General features: G+C 63.2%; 15 protein-coding genes. 3 read left to right on the top strand and 12 right to left on the bottom strand.

What is annotated here, in order from left to right; all coding sequences use genetic code 11:
• Positions 1–3: 3 nt before the first annotated feature.
• The 9 genes from ABS45_RS01120 to ABS45_RS01080 all read right to left on the bottom strand — a co-directional run bounded on the left by ABS45_RS01120 (position 4) and on the right by ABS45_RS01080 (position 10,290).
• Positions 4–1,203, bottom strand: coding sequence for an MFS transporter (locus ABS45_RS01120; RefSeq protein ID WP_291551981.1), 1,200 nt, complete (start codon positions 1,201–1,203; stop codon positions 4–6).
• Positions 1,200–2,357, bottom strand: a complete 1,158-nt coding sequence (locus ABS45_RS01115; RefSeq protein WP_291551978.1) for a deoxyguanosinetriphosphate triphosphohydrolase — start codon at positions 2,355–2,357, stop codon at positions 1,200–1,202. The genes ABS45_RS01120 and ABS45_RS01115 overlap by 4 nt, the downstream gene beginning before the upstream one ends.
• Positions 2,358–2,413: 56 nt before the next feature.
• Positions 2,414–3,514, bottom strand: coding sequence for a 3-dehydroquinate synthase (aroB, locus tag ABS45_RS01110; RefSeq protein ID WP_291551976.1), 1,101 nt, complete (start codon positions 3,512–3,514; stop codon positions 2,414–2,416).
• 127 nt (positions 3,515–3,641) lie between these two features.
• On the bottom strand, positions 3,642–5,165 hold the full coding sequence (locus tag ABS45_RS01105; protein WP_291551973.1) for an Ig domain-containing protein: 1,524 nt from the start codon (positions 5,163–5,165) through the stop codon (positions 3,642–3,644).
• A gap of 20 nt (positions 5,166–5,185) precedes the next feature.
• Positions 5,186–7,357, bottom strand: a complete 2,172-nt coding sequence (locus tag ABS45_RS01100) for a type IV pilus secretin PilQ (protein WP_291551971.1) — start codon at positions 7,355–7,357, stop codon at positions 5,186–5,188.
• Positions 7,354–7,908 carry a pilus assembly protein PilP gene (locus ABS45_RS01095; RefSeq protein WP_291552132.1) on the bottom strand — a complete coding sequence of 185 codons (555 nt, stop codon included), beginning with the start codon at positions 7,906–7,908 and terminating at the stop codon, positions 7,354–7,356. Before ABS45_RS01095 ends, ABS45_RS01100 begins: the two co-directional genes overlap by 4 nt.
• Positions 7,908–8,600: a type 4a pilus biogenesis protein PilO gene (locus tag ABS45_RS01090; RefSeq protein WP_291551968.1), complete on the bottom strand. Its 693-nt coding sequence runs from the start codon at positions 8,598–8,600 to the stop codon at positions 7,908–7,910. The genes ABS45_RS01095 and ABS45_RS01090 overlap by 1 nt, the downstream gene beginning before the upstream one ends.
• Before the next feature lie 2 nt (positions 8,601–8,602).
• A complete protein-coding gene (locus ABS45_RS01085; RefSeq protein WP_291551965.1) occupies positions 8,603–9,214 on the bottom strand; it encodes a PilN domain-containing protein in 612 nt (203 codons plus the stop codon).
• Positions 9,211–10,290, bottom strand: a complete 1,080-nt coding sequence (locus ABS45_RS01080) for a pilus assembly protein PilM (protein WP_291551962.1) — start codon at positions 10,288–10,290, stop codon at positions 9,211–9,213. The genes ABS45_RS01085 and ABS45_RS01080 overlap by 4 nt, the downstream gene beginning before the upstream one ends.
• Before the next feature lie 233 nt (positions 10,291–10,523).
• Between ABS45_RS01080 and ABS45_RS01075 the strand changes: the two genes are divergently transcribed.
• Genes ABS45_RS01075 through lysA form a run of 3 tightly spaced genes read left to right on the top strand, consistent with a single transcriptional unit; the run spans position 10,524 to position 14,391 of the window.
• Positions 10,524–12,905, top strand: coding sequence for a PBP1A family penicillin-binding protein (locus ABS45_RS01075; protein WP_291551960.1), 2,382 nt, complete (start codon positions 10,524–10,526; stop codon positions 12,903–12,905).
• A gap of 17 nt (positions 12,906–12,922) precedes the next feature.
• Positions 12,923–13,108, top strand: coding sequence for a lipoprotein (locus tag ABS45_RS01070; protein ID WP_291551957.1), 186 nt, complete (start codon positions 12,923–12,925; stop codon positions 13,106–13,108).
• Positions 13,105–14,391: a diaminopimelate decarboxylase gene (gene lysA, locus ABS45_RS01065; protein ID WP_291551955.1), complete on the top strand. Its 1,287-nt coding sequence runs from the start codon at positions 13,105–13,107 to the stop codon at positions 14,389–14,391. Before ABS45_RS01070 ends, lysA begins: the two co-directional genes overlap by 4 nt.
• Before the next feature lie 53 nt (positions 14,392–14,444).
• Here lysA and ABS45_RS01060 read toward each other — a convergent pair whose 3' ends face one another.
• From ABS45_RS01060 to ABS45_RS01050, 3 genes are all read right to left on the bottom strand, one after another.
• Complete coding sequence (locus tag ABS45_RS01060; RefSeq protein ID WP_291551953.1) at positions 14,445–15,098, bottom strand: protein-methionine-sulfoxide reductase heme-binding subunit MsrQ; 654 nt, start codon at positions 15,096–15,098, stop codon at positions 14,445–14,447.
• Positions 15,098–16,090, bottom strand: coding sequence for a protein-methionine-sulfoxide reductase catalytic subunit MsrP (gene msrP / locus ABS45_RS01055; RefSeq protein ID WP_291551950.1), 993 nt, complete (start codon positions 16,088–16,090; stop codon positions 15,098–15,100). Before msrP ends, ABS45_RS01060 begins: the two co-directional genes overlap by 1 nt.
• A 97-nt stretch (positions 16,091–16,187) precedes the next feature.
• Positions 16,188–16,808, bottom strand: coding sequence for a c-type cytochrome (locus ABS45_RS01050; protein WP_291551947.1), 621 nt, complete (start codon positions 16,806–16,808; stop codon positions 16,188–16,190).
• Positions 16,809–16,862 lie beyond the last annotated feature (54 nt).

Below are 16,862 nucleotides of genomic sequence, written 5' to 3'. Positions count from 1 at the left end.
GAATTAAACCGCAACCCGCTTGAGATGCCGCTCGATTGCCCACGCCAACACCATGCCGCACAGGCTGCATCCGCCCAGAATCACCCAGGTCCACTGCCAGTTGCCAACCTGGCTTGCCACCCAGGCGACCACCGGCGGGCCGATGAACTGACCGATGGCAGACCACTGCAGTATCCAGCCCATGGTGGTGGAGATCGTCTGATCGCTCGGCGCCAGGCGCGGTGCCAGGCCGAACAGCCCGCCGGGAATCATGCCGCCCAGGGCGGAGAACAGCAGCGCCCCGCCATAGCGCAGCACCGGCGCCTGCTCCGTCACGCTGGCAAATGCCAGAAAGGCGCCCAGCGCCATCGCGCCAAACGCGCCCCAAAGTACCAGCCGCGGCGCCACGCCGCGCGCCAGCAGGCGTCCGGCCAGAATATTGCCGATCATGTTGACGCCTGCCACGCCCGCCGTGAGCACGGCGCCCAGCGTGCCCGTCCAGCCCGAGGCCTGGTAGAGCGCTGGCAAAAAGCCGATGACCGAGAGCCACTGCGCCGAATACACGGCAAAGGTCAGGGCTGCCAGCCAGGGCCCGCGGGCAGCGAGCGTCTGCGTGAGGCGCGAGCGCCACGCCTGGCCGCCAGCGGCGAAATGCGGCGGGTCATGCGGCACGCTGCGCGCGAGCCAAAAGAACATCGCCAGCGAGACCGATGCAATCAGCCACCACCAGCCATTCCAGGCTATCAGGCCCATGATGCCCGGCCCGGCCAGCAGCGCCAGCGCCGTGCCAAACGGCATGAAGCTGCCCCAGACGCCCAGCATGCGCGTGCGTTGCATCGATTTGACGCTGCGCGCAATCAGGCTGGGTGCGGGCACCGTGGTCATGAGAAAACCCAGGCCCTCCACCGCGCGCAACACCAGCAATGCGCCCACGGTGTGCGCAAAACCGCCGACAAAACCCGCCAGCGTGAGCAGCGCCAGCCCGATCAGCATGCTGCGCTTGAGCCCTATGCCATCGCCCGTGAGCCCGGCGACGATGCCCAGGCCCATCGATGCCAGCTGCACCAGCGACAGCAAAAAACCTGCCTGTACCAGCGTGATGCCCAGTTCGCGCTGCAGCACCGGCACCGCCGGCGGCAGCTTGGCGATGTGCAGCGCCGCCGCTACTCCCGCCAAAACGACGATCAGCGCAATGCGGATGCCCGGATCAGCGCGCGGATTCATGCCAGCAGTCTGCGCCCGGTCAGGCGTTCGTGCTCGCGCAGTGCGTAGCGGTCCGTCATGCCGGCAATGAAATCCGCCACCGCACGTGCGCGCTGCGCCGGCCCTGCCGCAGCCGCCTTCATCGCCTGCGCCGCGGGCATCTGCCCGGCATCGGATTGGTACATGCCAAACAGCTCGCGCACCACCTGCTGCGCCGCCGCCATGGTCTGCACCACCTGCGGGTGGCGATAGAGCTGACCGAAGAGAAAATCACGCAACTCGGCCATGCACGCCTGCATTCCCGCGGAAAACGCCACCAGCCGGGGCATCTGCCGCACCGCCCGTACATCCACCGGTTGCGCCGCATCCAGCGCCGCCCGCGTCGTCGCGATCACGTCATAGACCTGGCTGCTCAGCAGGCGCCGTATCGTCTCGTGGCGCAGGCGCCGCTCATCGAGTTGCGGGTACTGCGCGAGCACCTGCGCCATGCATTGTTGCACCAAGGGCACCTGCTGCAGTTGCGCCAGCGTGATCAGGCCGGAGCGCACGCCATCGTCCACATCGTGCGCGCAGTAGGCAATTGCGTCGACCAGGTTGCACAGCTGCGCCTCCAGGCTGGGCTGTCCGCCATGCAGAAAGCGCGACGCCACACCGCCGGGCTCACGCGCCTCTATCGATTCAGCATTGCGGCGCGAGCAGTGCTTGAGAATGCCCTCGCGCGCCTCAAAGGTCAGATTCAAGCCGTCGTACGCCGGGTAGCGCTCTTCCAGCGCGTCCACCACGCGCAGGCTCTGCAAGTTGTGCTCAAACCCACCCCATTCGCGCATGCAGCCGTTGAGCGCCTCCTGCCCCGCATGGCCAAACGGCGTGTGGCCCAGGTCGTGCGCCAGGCAGATCGCCTCCACCAGGTCTTCATCCAGCCGCAGCGAGCGCGCAATCGAGCGCCCGAGTTGCGCCACCTCCAGCGAATGCGTGAGTCGCGTGCGAAACAGGTCGCCCTCATGGTTCACGAACACCTGTGTCTTGTATTCCAGCCGCCGGAACGCCGACGAATGCACGATGCGGTCGCGGTCGCGCTGGTACTCGCTGCGCGTGGCATCCGGCGCGACCGGATGACGCCTGCCCCGTGTGCGCTCGGGATGGCAGGCATAGGGCGCAAGTTCAAAAATCATCATGAAAACAGGCTCTGACGCACTACTGGCAAGCGCTGAAAGCTATCTTGTTGATAGTTTCAGTCGCTGCAGCACGCGTCAATGACCTCACGCACCAGCGCATCCGGCGCGGCGCGCACCACAGCGCGGCCCGGCCCATCAATAAGCACAAAGCGGATTTCGCCCGCCTCCGCCTTCTTGTCCACGCGCATGTGCTCCAGGTAATGCCCGGCGTTGTCGCGCGCGTCGAGCACCGGCCCGCGCGTGGGCAGGCCGGCGCGCTCGATCAGCGCGCGCAGGCGCGCCACGAAAGCCGCATCCACCAACCCCAGACGCCGCGAGAGCTCCGCCGCCATCACCATGCCCGCCGCCACGCCCTCGCCATGCAGCCAGACGCCATAGCCCATGCCAGTCTCGATCGCATGACCAAAGGTGTGGCCGAAATTCAGAATGGCACGCAGCCCCGATTCACGCTCGTCCTGCCCCACCACCTCGGCCTTGATCTCGCAGCAGCGCCTGACCACGTAGGCCAGCGTCTCCTTGTCGCGCGCGCGCACCGCGTCCATCTGAGCCTCCAGCCATGCGAAAAACGCCATGTCGGCGATCGGCCCGTACTTGATCACCTCGGCGAGGCCTGCCGACAACTCGCGCTCGGGCAGCGTATCGAGCGTGGAAAGGTCGCAGATCACCAGCTTGGGCTGATAAAACGCGCCGATCATGTTCTTGCCCAGCGGATGGTTGATCGCCGTCTTGCCGCCCACGCTGGAATCCACCTGCGCGAGCAGCGTGGTGGGCACCTGCACGAAAGGCACGCCGCGCATGTAGCAGGCAGCGGCAAAGCCCGTCATGTCGCCGACCACGCCGCCGCCCAGCGCATAGAGCACGGTCTTGCGGTCGCAACCGTGGGTGAGCAGGGCATCGAAGATCAGGTTCAGGGTTTGCCAGTCTTTGTGGGCTTCGCCGTCGGGCAAGATCACCACATGGACTTTCTGATAGTGCGGCGCCAGCTCTGCACACCACCTATTCGCGTACAGCGCAGCCACCGTGTCGTTGGTGACAACGAGGGTATCGACCCCGTCTGGCAGACGCTGGCGCAACAACTCCATGTCCGACACTGAATGCCCAATCACGATGTCATAGCTACGGTCTTCAAGGCATACGGACAGAGTTTCCATCCCCATATACACCCACACTTTCCTGTTTGCTGGCAACGGCAGAAAAAGGAATCCCCAGCACGTGGCTGGGGATCGAGCCTCGAAATGGGCGCAGCCTGGAGAGGCCGCGCCGCTCCAGCCTACGCCAGTCGGTTCAGTTCACCGTGACGACCACTTGCCGTGTCACCGACGTGCTCCCTGAAGTGGCCGTGACGAAGAAGCTGTAGGGGCCTACGACTGACGGAGGTACGAGCGGAACAGCATCCGCAGGCGCCGTGCCCGAAACAATGCCCACTGCACCAGAGGAGCTGCCACTCAACCACGCCGGCAGACCGGAAAACGACCACGTGACACCTGGAACGGATGCGGTAAACGCGTAGGAGAACTTTTTCCCTTGCGCAACGCTGCCAATCGCGCACGCAGTATTGATGTCCTGCGACGCCGGGCAACCAGCCACCACGAAATCTTCCGGCGCGATACCGCGCTCGACAACGATCTTGGCGCTGGCTTCTTGCGTCGTCCCATTGGCATCGGTCACCTTGATCCTGACCGCGTAATTCCCGGGCGGCGCGTCCACCGTGCCGCTGACAACACCCGTGTCATCGGCCGTCAAACCGCTGGGCAAGCCTGCAACCACCCACGTGTAAGGCGGCATGCCGCCGCTGGCCACCAGCGAGCGAACGTACTCAACGCCGGTATTTGCGGTTCCAAGGTCAGTTTCGGCAATCACCAAAGGCACGGTTGCCAGCTCGTTGACCGCGTAGACCTGCATCAACGAGGTCACTGGGTCCTGGATGCCATTGGCCACATTGTTGTCTGCCCGATCCGAGGTCACCTCCAGAATGATCGGTCCGTTGTTCGAGCCACTCGCCAATGAAAACTGCGCGATTCCGTTCAAGGTCGGGAACTGGATGACGCTGCTGCCACCCGCACCGCCCTGCAGCAAGGTGGCACCCACTTCCGCCGGATTGCCCACGGGTTTGATACGCACTTGGACATTGGCCGCACCGGGATCAGGCACTGGTTGGTTGGCATCGTCCCACACTCTTGCCTGGATCGCCACGGTGGAAGCAATGTGGTTGGGATTGTTGCGCGTCCCCAAGTAACCCGGCACCTGCGTGAAGGCATCGGCTCGAGCCGGACTGCGTGTCGCTGCACCCACGGTGATGGAAACGCTCGCCGACACCTGGCGCTTGTCACGCGGGTCGGTCACCGAGCAGGTAATCGTCGCTACGCCGCTCTTGTCGCCCGCATGGAAATGGAAGGATGCACCGCCCGCGTTGGAGGGCAGGGTAATCGATCGATAGGCATTGGGCACCTTGACCACGCTGCCGTCCGGCTGCGTCACGTCGGTGCTGTGTTCATCTTTTCCATCCAGATAGTACAGCGGCCCCGAAGACAGACCGCCGGACGCGTTGCACGAAAATACCCCGTCTTCACCATTCGGGATCGCGTTGCCGCCATCCGTCGCATTGACGTAAAGGACTGTGGTGTAGGGTGCATAAGCACCTATGCCCGGACCGACATTGTTGATGTTGATCGGCAACTGCGTGCGCTCCGCCCGCAAGGTGATCTGGTAAGGCGCATGTGTTTCACCGGGGCTGCCGCCACCGCCGCCACAAGCCACCGCCAACACGGCAACCGCCGCAGAAAGTACCAAATTTTTCAGGATTTTCATGTGCTCTCTACCTTCGAAATTCAACGTATCGGCCCACGATCAGAAATGACCTTGGGTGTAATGAAGACCAGCATTTCGCGTTTGTCCGCGGTTTTGGTGGTGTTCTTGAACAGGTTGCCGACGATCGGGACATCCCCCAGGAATGGCACCTTGTTGACCTGGCTGGTTTCTTCCAGCTCAAAGATGCCGCCAATCACGACGGTGCCGCCGTTTTCCACCAGCACCTGGGTGGTGATCTGCTTGGTGTCGATCGCAGGAACACCGGTATCCGTCATCTGGCCGACACTGTCCTTGTGCACATCGAGCTGCAAGATGATGTTGCCTTCCGGCGTGATTTGCGGCGCCACATCCAGCTGGAGTACGGCGTCCTTGAAGGCCACCGTGGTGGCGCCATTGGGTGCCGTTTGCGAATACGGTATTTGCGTACCCTGTTTGATGATCGCTTTTGTCTGGTCCGCCGTAATGACGCGCGGGCTGGAAATGATCTTGCCTTGACCATCGGCTTCCATCGCCGACAACTCCAAGGAAAGGAAGCGATTGGCCGCGGCGTTGAAAATCGACAAGGCGAACGTTCCGCCACTCGTCATTCCCGAGAGCGACGCCGGCAGATTGACGAAATTTCCGCCCACGTTCACCGGGCCGCCAAATCCAGTGGAGTTGGTCGCATTGGTGTAATCGGTACCCAGTGCCACGCGGTTGTTGCCAAAGAGGCCATACCCGCCGTCACCGCCCTTTTGCGCCCGCAGATCGCCGCCGCCCAGGCGCACGCCCAACGACCGCCCAAAAGTATCACGCGCCTCGACAATGCGCGCCTCGATCATCACCTGGCGCACCGGCACATCCAGCGACTGGATCAGCCTTGCCACCTCTTCGAGCTTGCCGGGAATGTCGGTGACGAACAGCTGGTTGGTCCTGGGCTCGGCCATCACGCTGCCGCGCTCGGACAAGAAGCGGTTGTTGTTGCCGCCGGAACCTGACGAAGCACTCACACCCGGCAAGGTGCCGCCAGTGAGCTGGGTCATCAGATCGGTGGCCTTGGCATAGTTGAGCTGGAAGGCCTGTGAGCGCAGCGGTTCCAGCCCCTGCTTGGCCTTGAGCGCTTCCAGATCTTTCTTCTCGCGCTCGTCGAGCTCGTCCTTGGGCGCGATCCACAGCACCGTGCCGGTCTTGCGCATACCCAAGCCCTTGGCATCCATGATGATCTGCAGCGCCTGATCCCAGGGAACATCCTTCAGGCGCAGGGTCAAGGAGCCCGTAACCGTATCGGAGGTGACGATGTTGAAGTTGGTGAAGTCGGCAATCACCTGCAGCAGCGAGCGCACTTCGATGTTCTGAAAATTCAGCGAGAGCTTTTCCCCGGTGTAATTCGGGCCTTGCGCAAGCTTGTTCAAATCCACCTTCTTGGCGCGCACCTCCACCACAAACTGCTGATCGCTCTGGTAGGCGCTGTGTTCCCAATCACCCACGGCCTTGATGGTGATGCGCACGCGCTCACCCTGCTGCGTGGCGGTGATCGTCTGCACCGGGGTGCCGAAATCGGTGACATCCAGGCGCCTGCGCAAGCCTTCCGGCAGCGTGGTGCGGGGAATATCCAGCACCAGGTCCTTGCCGTGCTGCTGCACATCCACGCCAACATCGCTGCTGCCCAGTTGCAGAACAACCCGGCCGGCACCGTCGGCCGTGCGCTTGAAATCCAGATCCTTGAGCGCCGTGACATCGGCAGTAGCCGCCGCGGGCGCGGTGGCAGCCTGCGCCACCACCGGCGTCATGGCCACCGAAGCGCCGGCCACCGGTTCGAGCGACACCACCACCGTCTTGCCCTGCAGCTCGGACCGGTAAGTGGTGGGCTGCTTGAGGTTGAGCACCACGCGCGTGCGATTGCCCACCTGCACCACGTTGGCCGTGCGGACGTTGCCTTGGTTGATCTCAACGAGGGAGCGCCCCATGGCATTCGTGACATCGGCAAAATCCAGCGCAATGCGGGCCGGGCTCTGGATGGAAAAACCAGTGGGCAATTGCGCCGGAGCCTCCGACAACTCAATGCGCAATACGTCGGCACCTCCTTGCGAAAAACCGGTCACCGATTCAATCGCACCGGCTGCATGAGCGCCGGCAGCAGCCAAACCCAGCGCCAAGGCTGCAACGGCCGCCCGGGAATATCTGGCAACAACATGGGCATTACGCGTCATCATTTTGTACTCCCGGTTCCCTCTTGCAAATCAAGCGTCGTCATGCGCTCCACCCAATCTCCTGATTGATCCTGGACAATTTCTCTTATTTGCATGTTTGTCTCTGTAATGGCCAGAATCTTCCCGTAGTTTTGTCCCAAGTAGTTGCCCACCTGGACCTGGTACAGCAATTTGTCGACCGTCACCAACGCAGTGGGTTTGCCGCTCTTGGTCATGCTGCCCACCATCTTGATGGTGTCCAGCGGGTAGGCTTCCAAAGGCTCCTTGCGTCTTGCAAGTTCAGGCGCAATCAGCGACGCATTGCTTGCCACATCCTGAGAATCGCGGCGCAAGGCCTGGGTGAGTTTCTGCGGATTGAACGGGTCGGTACCGCTTTCCGCCACATAGGCCTGGGGAACAAACTGGACCGGCTCCTTCAACGGAGTGACACGCGGCTTGGTATTGGCCTTCAAATCTGCCATCCACTGGCGCAGATCATCCTGCCCGGACGGCTGGCAACCCGCCAGAAGGGTGGCGGCGCAGGCAAGTGCAAGAAATGCTGATTGGCGCATCATCATTGTTTCTTGTCCTTGGCCGCCGCGGCCTGTCTTTGAGCTTCGATCTCACTGGCATCCAGGTAGCGGAATGTGCGCGCCGTGGCATCCATTCTCAGTACGCCCCCAGGGGCATCCTTGGCATCGACAGGCGCGACCTTCAAATCGTTGAGCGTCACGATACGCGACAGCTTGGCAACGTCCGACGCAAACTCACCCATGTCGTGGTAACGCCCGGTCACGCGAATGGCAATCGGCAGCTCTGCGTAGTAATCGCGCGTGATGATCTGCCCCGGACGGAACAATTCGAACTGCAGGCTTCGCCCCAGGCCGGCCTGGTTGATATCCGACAGCAGCGCCGGCATCTCGGCCTTGCTCGGCAGTTGTTTCTCGAGCTGAATCACATATTGCTGGATTTGCTCGCGCTGCTTCTTGAGCGCATCCAGGCTGACCGCTTTGACCAGCTTTTTCTGGTAATCGTCCTTGAGTGACTGTTCCTTCGCCTGTTCGGCCGTCAATTCGTCCTGGTATTCATTGATCTTGGCAAACCAGAGCGCTGCCGCCACCACAACCGCAATGCCAATGCACAACAGCACCTTGGGAAGCTGGGGCCAGAGCGATGGGTCCTTGGGGTCGAGATTCTGGAACTGCCGCCGCAAACCCTCCTGGATCTTGGCGAAATCGACCCCCTGCTTTTTGTTCTTTGTCGCCATGGCTATTTCTTCCCAGTGGTCGCAGTCGCCTGTTCAGCCGCTTTCTTGGCTTCAGCGCTGCGTGCAAGGTTGAAACTGAGGGTGAATGCCGCCACACGGCGCTGGTCACGCGGCGAAAGCGAGATGTTGGCTGCCACGATTTCCGCCAGCTGCGGCTTGGAGAACCACGGCGTGTTGTCCGACAGATTGCGCAACATTTCCGAGACGCGCTCATTGGATTGCGCCATCCCCTTGAGGCTGACGGTCTGGTTGGTCTGCCCAAGGCTCGTGAGGTAGACCCCGTCAGGCAACTGCAGCACCAATTCATTGAGCATGTGCACGGGCAGATTGCGGTCTGCCTGCAAATCCTCGACGGCTTTCTGCCGCGCGCTCAGGGCCGCGATTTCTTGTTCAATATTGGCAATTTCGGCGATCTGCTTTTCAAGGATGGCTGTTTCACTCTTGATGAAGTTGTTGCGTTCCTGCTGGTTCTGGATCATGTTCTGGAACCAGAGATAAATGCCACCGGCGATCAGCAGGCCGACGATGGCCGACAGCAGCATGACGGCCTGAAACGACTCACGGCGGCGCTTGCGCGCGGCTTCGCGGTGCGGGAGCAGGTTGATCAATATCACTGCAGAAACCTCCGCATGGCCAGGCCGCATGCCGTCAGGTAGGCGGGTGCCTCGCGCGCCATTTTCTTGGCACGCACTGCCCCGCCGACTTCCATGCCATCAAACGGATTGGCGATGGCGGCAGCAAACCCGGTGCCCGCCGTCACCGCCTCGGTAAGCCCCTGCAGCGCCGCCGAACCACCAGCGATCAAAATGCGATCCACCCGGTTATACGGTGTGCTGGTGAAGAAAAACTGCAAGGCGCGCCCAATGTCCTGCGCCATGCCTTCGACGAAAGGCTGCAGCACCGTGCTGCGGTAATCCTCGGGCAGATCGTCGTTGCGCTTCTTGGTTTCCGCCTCTTCGAGCGAAAACCCGTATTGGCGCACGATGTGCTGCGTCAATTGCGCGCCACCAAAGCCCTGATCACGCTCGTACAGCACCTCGTCGTTGCGCATGATCTGCATGCTGGTGGTCATGGAGCCGACCTCGAACAGGGCCACCACCGCATCCTGGCCCTTGTTCGGCATCTCCTGCACCAGACGCCCGGCGGCCAGCCTGGCGGCATGCGACTCAACATCCACGATCACGGACTTCAGGCCCGCCGCCTCAGCCAAGCCTTCGCGGTCCTGCACCCGCTCGCGCCGCGATGCGGCAATCAGCACATCCACATCGCCCGGTGCCGTCTTGCTCGGGCCAATGACGCAGAAATCCAGGCTCACCTCGTCGAGCGAAAACGGTATGTATTGATTGGCCTCGGACTCCACCTGCACTTCCATTTCCTGGTCGGTCATGTCCGCAGGCAGCGTGATGCGTTTGGAGATCACTGCCGAACTGGGCAGCGCGAGCGCGACGTTCTTGGTGCGCGAGCCGCTCTTCTTGACCAGGCGCTTCACGGCGTCGGCCACTTCGTCGAATTTTTCGATGTTGCCATCGGTGATCCAGCCCTGCTCCAGGGGTTCAATGGCACACCGCTCGAGCACCCACGCGCCGGCGGCGTCACGACTGAGTTCGACCAATTTGGCACTGGACGAGCTCACGTCAATCCCCAACAAGGGGGCCGGCTGGCGACTGAACAACGACCCCAATGAAATCAAGTGACCCCCCGTGGATGTTTTAAACAATGCAACAAAAGTTGACACGTCACTTGCATGCTAGCAGCAAAGTTGTTCTGCAGGAAAGAGAATTAGCCCGTTTTTGCCGTCCAAACGTTGTCAAAAGCCGACGCGGATGCAGCCGGGCGCAGCCGCGGATTCCTTGGTGTTTGCATTCAGAAACCGGCCCTGATGCGTGATTTCTATAATGCCCGGTTCCCGCCAACGGGCCAGTTATGCCTTCGGAATCCGCTCGCTCCACTCCCCCTGCCAAGAAAACCTCCGCAATCCATTGGGTGATCCGTGCCTTCGCGTGGCTCGCCGGTCTGGCATTGGCCGGCGTGGCGGCGGGCGTGCTGCTGATTGGCATTGGCCTGGCCATGGCCTATCCCCATCTGCCGGATATTTCGGACCTGGCCGACTACCACCCCAAGCTGCCGCTGCGGGTTTTTTCGGTCGAAGGTGCGCTGTTGGGGGAATTCGGCGAAGAGCGCCGCACCCTCACCCCGATCAAGGACATCCCGCCCATCATGACCAATGCGGTGCTGGCCGTGGAGGACGCGCGTTTCTTTGAACATGGCGGCGTGGATTACAAGGGCGTGCTGCGCGCGGCGCTGGCCAACCTGGGGCGCATCAAGAGCCAGGGCGCGTCGACCATCACCATGCAGGTGGCGCGCAATGTCTATCTGTCGTCGGAGAAAACCTACACGCGCAAGATCTATGAGCTGCTGCTGACCTTCAAGCTGGAACACCTGCTGACGAAGAACCAGATCCTCGAGATCTACATGAACCAGATCTACCTGGGCAACCGCGCCTATGGCTTTGCCGCTGCGGCAGAGGCCTATTACGGCAAGCCGCTCAAGGCCATCACCATCGGCGAGGCCGCCATGCTCGCGGGTCTGCCCAAGGCGCCCTCGGCCTACAACCCGATCAGCAACCCCAAGCGGGCACGCGCGCGCCAGCTCTACATCATTGACCGCATGCTGGAGAACGGTTTCATCACCGCCGAGCAGGCCAAGGCGGCCAAGGCGGAGCCGATCAAGCTGCGTACGCCGGGCGAAGGCACGCGCGTGCATGCCGAGTACGCCGCCGAGATGGCACGCCAGCTGGTCTATGCCCAGTACGGCAGCGATGCCTACACGCGCGGGCTCAATGTCTACACCACGCTGCGCGCGGGCGAACAGGACGCCGCCTATGCTGCCCTGCGCCAGGGCATCATGAATTACGAACGTCGTCAGCACTACCGCGGGCCAGAGGCTTTCGTGACCTTGCCGGCGGCAGCAGAAGCCGCCGAAGACGTGATCGATGACACCCTGGCCGGCCACCCGGACAATGGCGAAGTGCTGGCCGCGGTGGTGCTGGAGGCCAGTGCCAAAAAAGTGGTGGTGTCACGCGCCGATGGTCAGACCATAGAGATCACCGGTGACGGGCTCAAGCCGGTGCAGTCCGGCCTGGCCGACAAGGCGCCACCCGCCATCAAGCTGCGCCGCGGCGCAGTGGTGCGCATCGTGCAGACGCCCAAGCAGACCTGGGAGATCACCCAGCTGCCGGAAGTGGAGGGCGCCTTCGTCGCCATCGATCCGCGCAGCGGCGCCATCCAGGCGCTGGTGGGCGGTTTCGACTTCCAGAAGAACAAATTCAACCACGTCACCCAGGCTTGGCGCCAGCCGGGGTCCAGCTTCAAGCCCTTCATTTATTCGGCGGCCCTGGAGAAGGGTTTCACGCCCTCGACCGTGATCGATGACGCCCCGCTGTTCTTCAGCGCCGAGCAGACCGGCGGCAAGCCGTGGGAGCCCAAAAACTACGACAGCAAGTACGACGGCCCGATGACGCTGCGCACAGGCCTGGCCAAATCCAAGAACATGATCTCGATCCGGGTCCTGCAGGCCATCGGCCCCAAGACCGCACAGACCTGGGCGACCCATTTCGGCTTTGACGCCGCCAGGCACCCGGCCTATCTGACGATGGCGCTGGGCGCAGGCTCGGTCACGCCCTTGCAGATGGCGGCGGCCTACTCCGTCTTCGCCAACGGTGGCCATCTAGTGAGCCCTTACCTCATCACACGCATCACGGACCAGAAGGACCGTGTAGTGGCGCAGTACCAGCCACCTGCCGTCGACACTCTGGCGCAGGCCATCAGCCCGCGCAACGCCTTCGTGATGGACAGCCTGCTCAACGAAGTGGCGCGCTCGGGCACGGCAGCGCGCGCGCAGGCGACGCTCAAGCGCCCTGACCTGTACGGCAAGACCGGCACCACCAACGACTCGCAGGATGCCTGGTTTGCCGGCTTTCAGCCCACGGTGACCGCCATCACCTGGATAGGCTACGACCAGCCGCGCAACCTCGGCAGCCGCGAGACCGGTGGCGGGCTGGCGCTGCCGATCTGGATCGATTTCATGCAGTACGCGCTCAAGGGCGTGCCGGTGACGCAGCCGACGGTACCGCCGGGCGTGACCAATGTGGGCGGCGAGTGGTACTACGACGAATACGCACGCGGCGCCGGCGTGACCAGTCTGGCGCCGGATACCGGCGCGGGCAGCGCGCCCGTGGGCAACGACGCTCCGCCCCCGCCTGCAGCCGAGGAGCGCAGCCGCATCCTGGATCTTTTCCGCCATTGACCATCGACCGCAAAACCATGACCAAAGGCTTTCTGCTCACCACGGCGCTCATGGCCAGCGCGCTCGCACTGGGCGCCTGCGGTCAGCGCGGGCCGCTGCGCCTGCCCACGCCGCCAGCGGCATCGCCCGCTGCAGCTGCCCCTGCCACGCCAGCCCCGACCACCGACGCCAAGAAGGCCGCTCCACCGGCCACCCAACCATGAACCCCTCCCCCATGCCCGGACATCCCCAGCTGCACTACGCCCGGGGGCAGTTGCAGCTTGAAGGCGTTCGCCTCGCCGATCTCGCAACGCAGCACGGCACACCGCTGTACGTGTATTCGCGTGCCGCCATGCTGCAGGCGCTGGCCGCCTACCAGCGCGGCTTCGCCGGCCGCAAGGCGCGCATCTGCTATGCGATGAAGGCCAATTCGTCACTCGCCATATTGCAGCTGTTTGCGCAGGCTGGATGCGGGTTTGACATCGTTTCCGCTGGTGAACTGGAGCGCGTGCTGGCAGCGGGCGGCGATCCATCCACCGTGGTGTTTTCGGGCGTTGGCAAGACGCGCGGCGAGATGCAACAAGCGCTCAAGGCGGGCATAGGGTGCTTCAATGTCGAAAGCGAGGCCGAGCTGGAAGTGCTCAGCAGCGTGGCCCAGGCCTTGGGCGTGCGCGCGCCAGTGAGTATCCGCGTCAACCCCAACGTCGACGCCAAGACGCACCCCTATATCTCCACCGGGCTCAAGGGCAACAAGTTCGGTATCGCGCATGAGCGCGTGCTCGCCACCTACCGGCGCGCGGCCAGCCTGCCGGGGTTGCATGTCAAGGGCATCGACTGCCACATCGGCTCGCAGATCACCGAAGCCACGCCCTACCTGGATGCCATGGACCGCGTGATCGACCTGGTGCAGACCATCGAAGCTGCGGGCATCGTGATCGAACACATCGATTTTGGCGGCGGCCTGGGCATCGATTACCAGGGCGATACGCCGCCAGCCGCCGATGCGCTCTGGGCCCAGCTGCTGGCCAGGCTCGATGCGCGCGGCTATGGCGAGCGCATGCTGATGATCGAGCCGGGCCGCTCGCTGGTGGGCAACGCCGGTGTCTGCCTCACCGAGGTGCTGTACCTCAAGCCCGGCGAGCAGAAGAATTTCTGCATCGTGGATGCGGCGATGAACGACCTGCCACGCCCGATGATGTACGAGGCCTTCCACGGCATCGTGCCGCTCACCGAGAAGCCTGCCGGCGAAACGCAGGTGTACGACGTGGTCGGCCCGATCTGCGAGAGCGGCGACTGGCTGGGGCGTGATCGGGCGCTGGCGGTGCAGCCGGGCGACCTGCTCGCCGTGCTGTCCGCCGGCGCCTACTGCAGCGCCATGGGCAGCACCTACAACACCCGCGCACGACCCGCCGAGGTATTGGTGGATGGCAGCGCGGCCCACCTGATCCGCGAGCGCGAATCGGTCAGCGATATCTTTCGCAGCGAGCGGCTGGTGCCTGCACGGTAATCACCATCGGCATTCGCGAGAATCGAATCAAATAGCTTTCCAGCGCTTATCCATCAAGCGCGAACAGCTATCTTTTTCGCTATTTTTGAGGGCGTAGCCCGCCAGCGCAATGCCACCCGTGCCAGCAGCAACGCGGCCAGAATGCCGCCATAGAGCAACACATCGGCAAAGTCGCGCTTGCCGGCCCGCATCCAGAAAAAGTGCAGGATGGCAAGGCCTGCCGCCAGGTACACCAGCCGGTGCAACTGCTGCCAGCGCCGACCGCCCAACCAGCGCACCAGTGGCTGAAACGAGGTGATGGCAAGCACCAGCAGCACGGCGAAGGTGCTCATGCCTGCCAGGATGAAAGGGCGTTTGGCGATGTCAGCGGCGATATCGGCCAGGTCCAATCCCATGTCGAAACCGGCATAGCACAGCAGGTGCAGCAACGCGTAGCTGAAGGCAAACAGCCCAAGCATGCGCCGAAAGCGTGCCAGCGCAGGCACGCGCAGCAGCGTGCGCACGGGGGTGATCGCCAGCGTGGCACAGAGCAGGCGCAGCGTCCAGTCGCCGGTGGCGCGGATCAGCTTTTCCGCCGGGTTGGCACCCAGGCCGTTCGTTGCCGCCCCCCAGATCAGCCATGCCAGCGGCAGCAGGCACAACAGAAAGAGTGCCGGCTTGGCTGCCGGATGCAGCAGCCAGCGACCGCGCGTGCCCGGGACGGCCATCAATAGAACTTCTTCAGGTCCATGCCCGCATAGAGCTGGGCGACCTGGTTGCCATAGCCGTTGAAGAGCAAGGTCTTGCGGCGCTTGGCAAAGAGCCCGTCCTCGCCGATGCGTCGTTCCGTCGCCTGGCTCCAGCGCGGGTGCGGCACGTCCGGGTTGACGTTGGAATAAAAACCGTATTCATGCTGCGCGGCGATATTCCACGCGGTGCTCGGTTCCTTTTCGACGAAGTGGATGCGCACGATGCTCTTGGCGCTCTTGAAGCCGTACTTCCACGGTACGACCACCCGCACCGGCGCGCCATTCTGGTTCGGCAGCACCTGCCCATACATGCCCAGGGTGAGCAAGGTCAGCGGGTGCATGGCTTCATCCAGGCGCAGACCTTCGGTGTAGGGCCACTGCAGCACGGAGCCGCGCACGCCGGGCATGCTGGCCTTGTCCGCCAGGGTTTCGAACTGCACATATTTGGCGCTGCCCTGCGGCTGCACCTGCGCTATCAGGGCAGAGAGCGAATAGCCGATCCACGGAATCACCATCGACCAGCCTTCAACGCAGCGCAGGCGGTAGATGCGCTCTTCCAGCGCACTGAGCTTGCGCAGATCGTCCAGATCGTAGGTGCGCGGCCGGTTCACCAGGCCACTGACTTGCACCTTCCACGGACTGGTCTTGAGCGCATGGGCGTATTCGGCCGGGTCGGACTTGTCGGTGCCGAATTCATAGAAGTTGTTGTAGCTGGTCGCATCCTGGAAGCTGGTGGGCTTTTCCATCGTCACCGCGGCATCGACCTTGGAGCGTTGCGCTGCCAGCGCAGCCGGCTTTGCACCCGATTCCCCGGCGATCGCGCCCTGCGCTGTCCACGGAGCCAAGGCCGCCAGCCCGGCCGCCGCACCTGCCATGCGCAACCAGTCACGCCGGCCTGCATAGACCTGCGCCGGCGTGATCTCGCTGGCAATCGGGTGGTTGAAATCCTTGCCGTTGCGCCCTGCGTGCATGTTCGGTCTCCGTTGGCCCATGAAAAAAACGGGCCACCCTGGAAGGCGTGCCCGCTTTCATCGACTGTCAAACAGCCGCCGAGGTTCCGCAGTGCCTTCAGCGCAGGCCGGCGATGTAATCGGACAGCGCCTTGATCTCGTGGTCGGTGAGGTACTTCACCTCGTCATGCATGATGGTGCTGTTGGCGCGCGTGCCATTGCGGAAATCGACCAACTGCTTGGCGGTGTATTCCTCATGCTGCCCCGAAAGGCGCGGGAACTGGGCCGGGATGCCAGCCCCGTTCGGGCTGTGGCAGCCAGCGCAGGCGGCAATGCCACGATCCTGCGCGCCGCCGCGGTACAGGCGCTCACCCGTCGCGAGCAAATTCTTGTCCTTGGCAAACCCCTGACGCGCCTTTTGCGTGCCCAGCCAGGCGGAGACGTTGCGGATCGCCTCCTCGTCCAGCGTGGAGGCCATGCCCTGCATCACCGCATCCACGCGCTTGCCGGCCTTGAACTCGCGCAGTTGCTTGGCCAGGTATTCGGGGAACTGCTGCGCCAGCGTCGGGTTGGCGGGAATCATGGAGTTGCCATCCGCACCGTGGCAGGCGGCGCAGGTCGTGCCATAGGTGGCCTGGCCCTTGGCAGGATCGGGTTTGGCCGTCGCGTCCTGCGCCAGTGCGGAAACTGCGGTAACCGCCAGGGCGGCTGACATCAGCAAGGAGGCAATCAACTTCATATCGGAACTCTGGGAGTTGTGGGCGCAAAAACCGCTGGATTCTACAATGCCCGC

Origin of the sequence: Comamonas sp. SCN 65-56, from assembly GCF_001724135.1 — a bacterium.
In the GTDB taxonomy this organism is placed as follows: domain Bacteria; phylum Pseudomonadota; class Gammaproteobacteria; order Burkholderiales; family Burkholderiaceae_C; genus Comamonas_C.
The sequence above is the reverse complement of the archived record's forward strand: the minus strand, read 5'-3'. Positions and strand labels throughout refer to the sequence as shown.

Bases quoted from the DNA above. Each gene is read 5' to 3' on its own strand.
- ABS45_RS01120 (WP_291551981.1), bottom strand. From the start codon at position 1,203: ATGAATCCGCGCGCTGATCCGGGCATCCGCATTGCGCTGATCGTCGTT.
- ABS45_RS01115 (WP_291551978.1), bottom strand. From the start codon at position 2,357: ATGATGATTTTTGAACTTGCGCCCTATGCCTGCCATCCCGAGCGCACA.
- aroB (WP_291551976.1), bottom strand. From the start codon at position 3,514: ATGGGGATGGAAACTCTGTCCGTATGCCTTGAAGACCGTAGCTATGAC.
- ABS45_RS01105 (WP_291551973.1), bottom strand. From the start codon at position 5,165: ATGAAAATCCTGAAAAATTTGGTACTTTCTGCGGCGGTTGCCGTGTTG.
- ABS45_RS01100 (WP_291551971.1), bottom strand. From the start codon at position 7,357: ATGATGACGCGTAATGCCCATGTTGTTGCCAGATATTCCCGGGCGGCC.
- ABS45_RS01095 (WP_291552132.1), bottom strand. From the start codon at position 7,908: ATGATGCGCCAATCAGCATTTCTTGCACTTGCCTGCGCCGCCACCCTT.
- ABS45_RS01090 (WP_291551968.1), bottom strand. From the start codon at position 8,600: ATGGCGACAAAGAACAAAAAGCAGGGGGTCGATTTCGCCAAGATCCAG.
- ABS45_RS01075 (WP_291551960.1), top strand. From the start codon at position 10,524: ATGCCTTCGGAATCCGCTCGCTCCACTCCCCCTGCCAAGAAAACCTCC.
- ABS45_RS01070 (WP_291551957.1), top strand. From the start codon at position 12,923: ATGACCAAAGGCTTTCTGCTCACCACGGCGCTCATGGCCAGCGCGCTC.
- lysA (WP_291551955.1), top strand. From the start codon at position 13,105: ATGAACCCCTCCCCCATGCCCGGACATCCCCAGCTGCACTACGCCCGG.
- ABS45_RS01060 (WP_291551953.1), bottom strand. From the start codon at position 15,098: ATGGCCGTCCCGGGCACGCGCGGTCGCTGGCTGCTGCATCCGGCAGCC.
- msrP (WP_291551950.1), bottom strand. From the start codon at position 16,090: ATGCACGCAGGGCGCAACGGCAAGGATTTCAACCACCCGATTGCCAGC.
- ABS45_RS01050 (WP_291551947.1), bottom strand. From the start codon at position 16,808: ATGAAGTTGATTGCCTCCTTGCTGATGTCAGCCGCCCTGGCGGTTACC.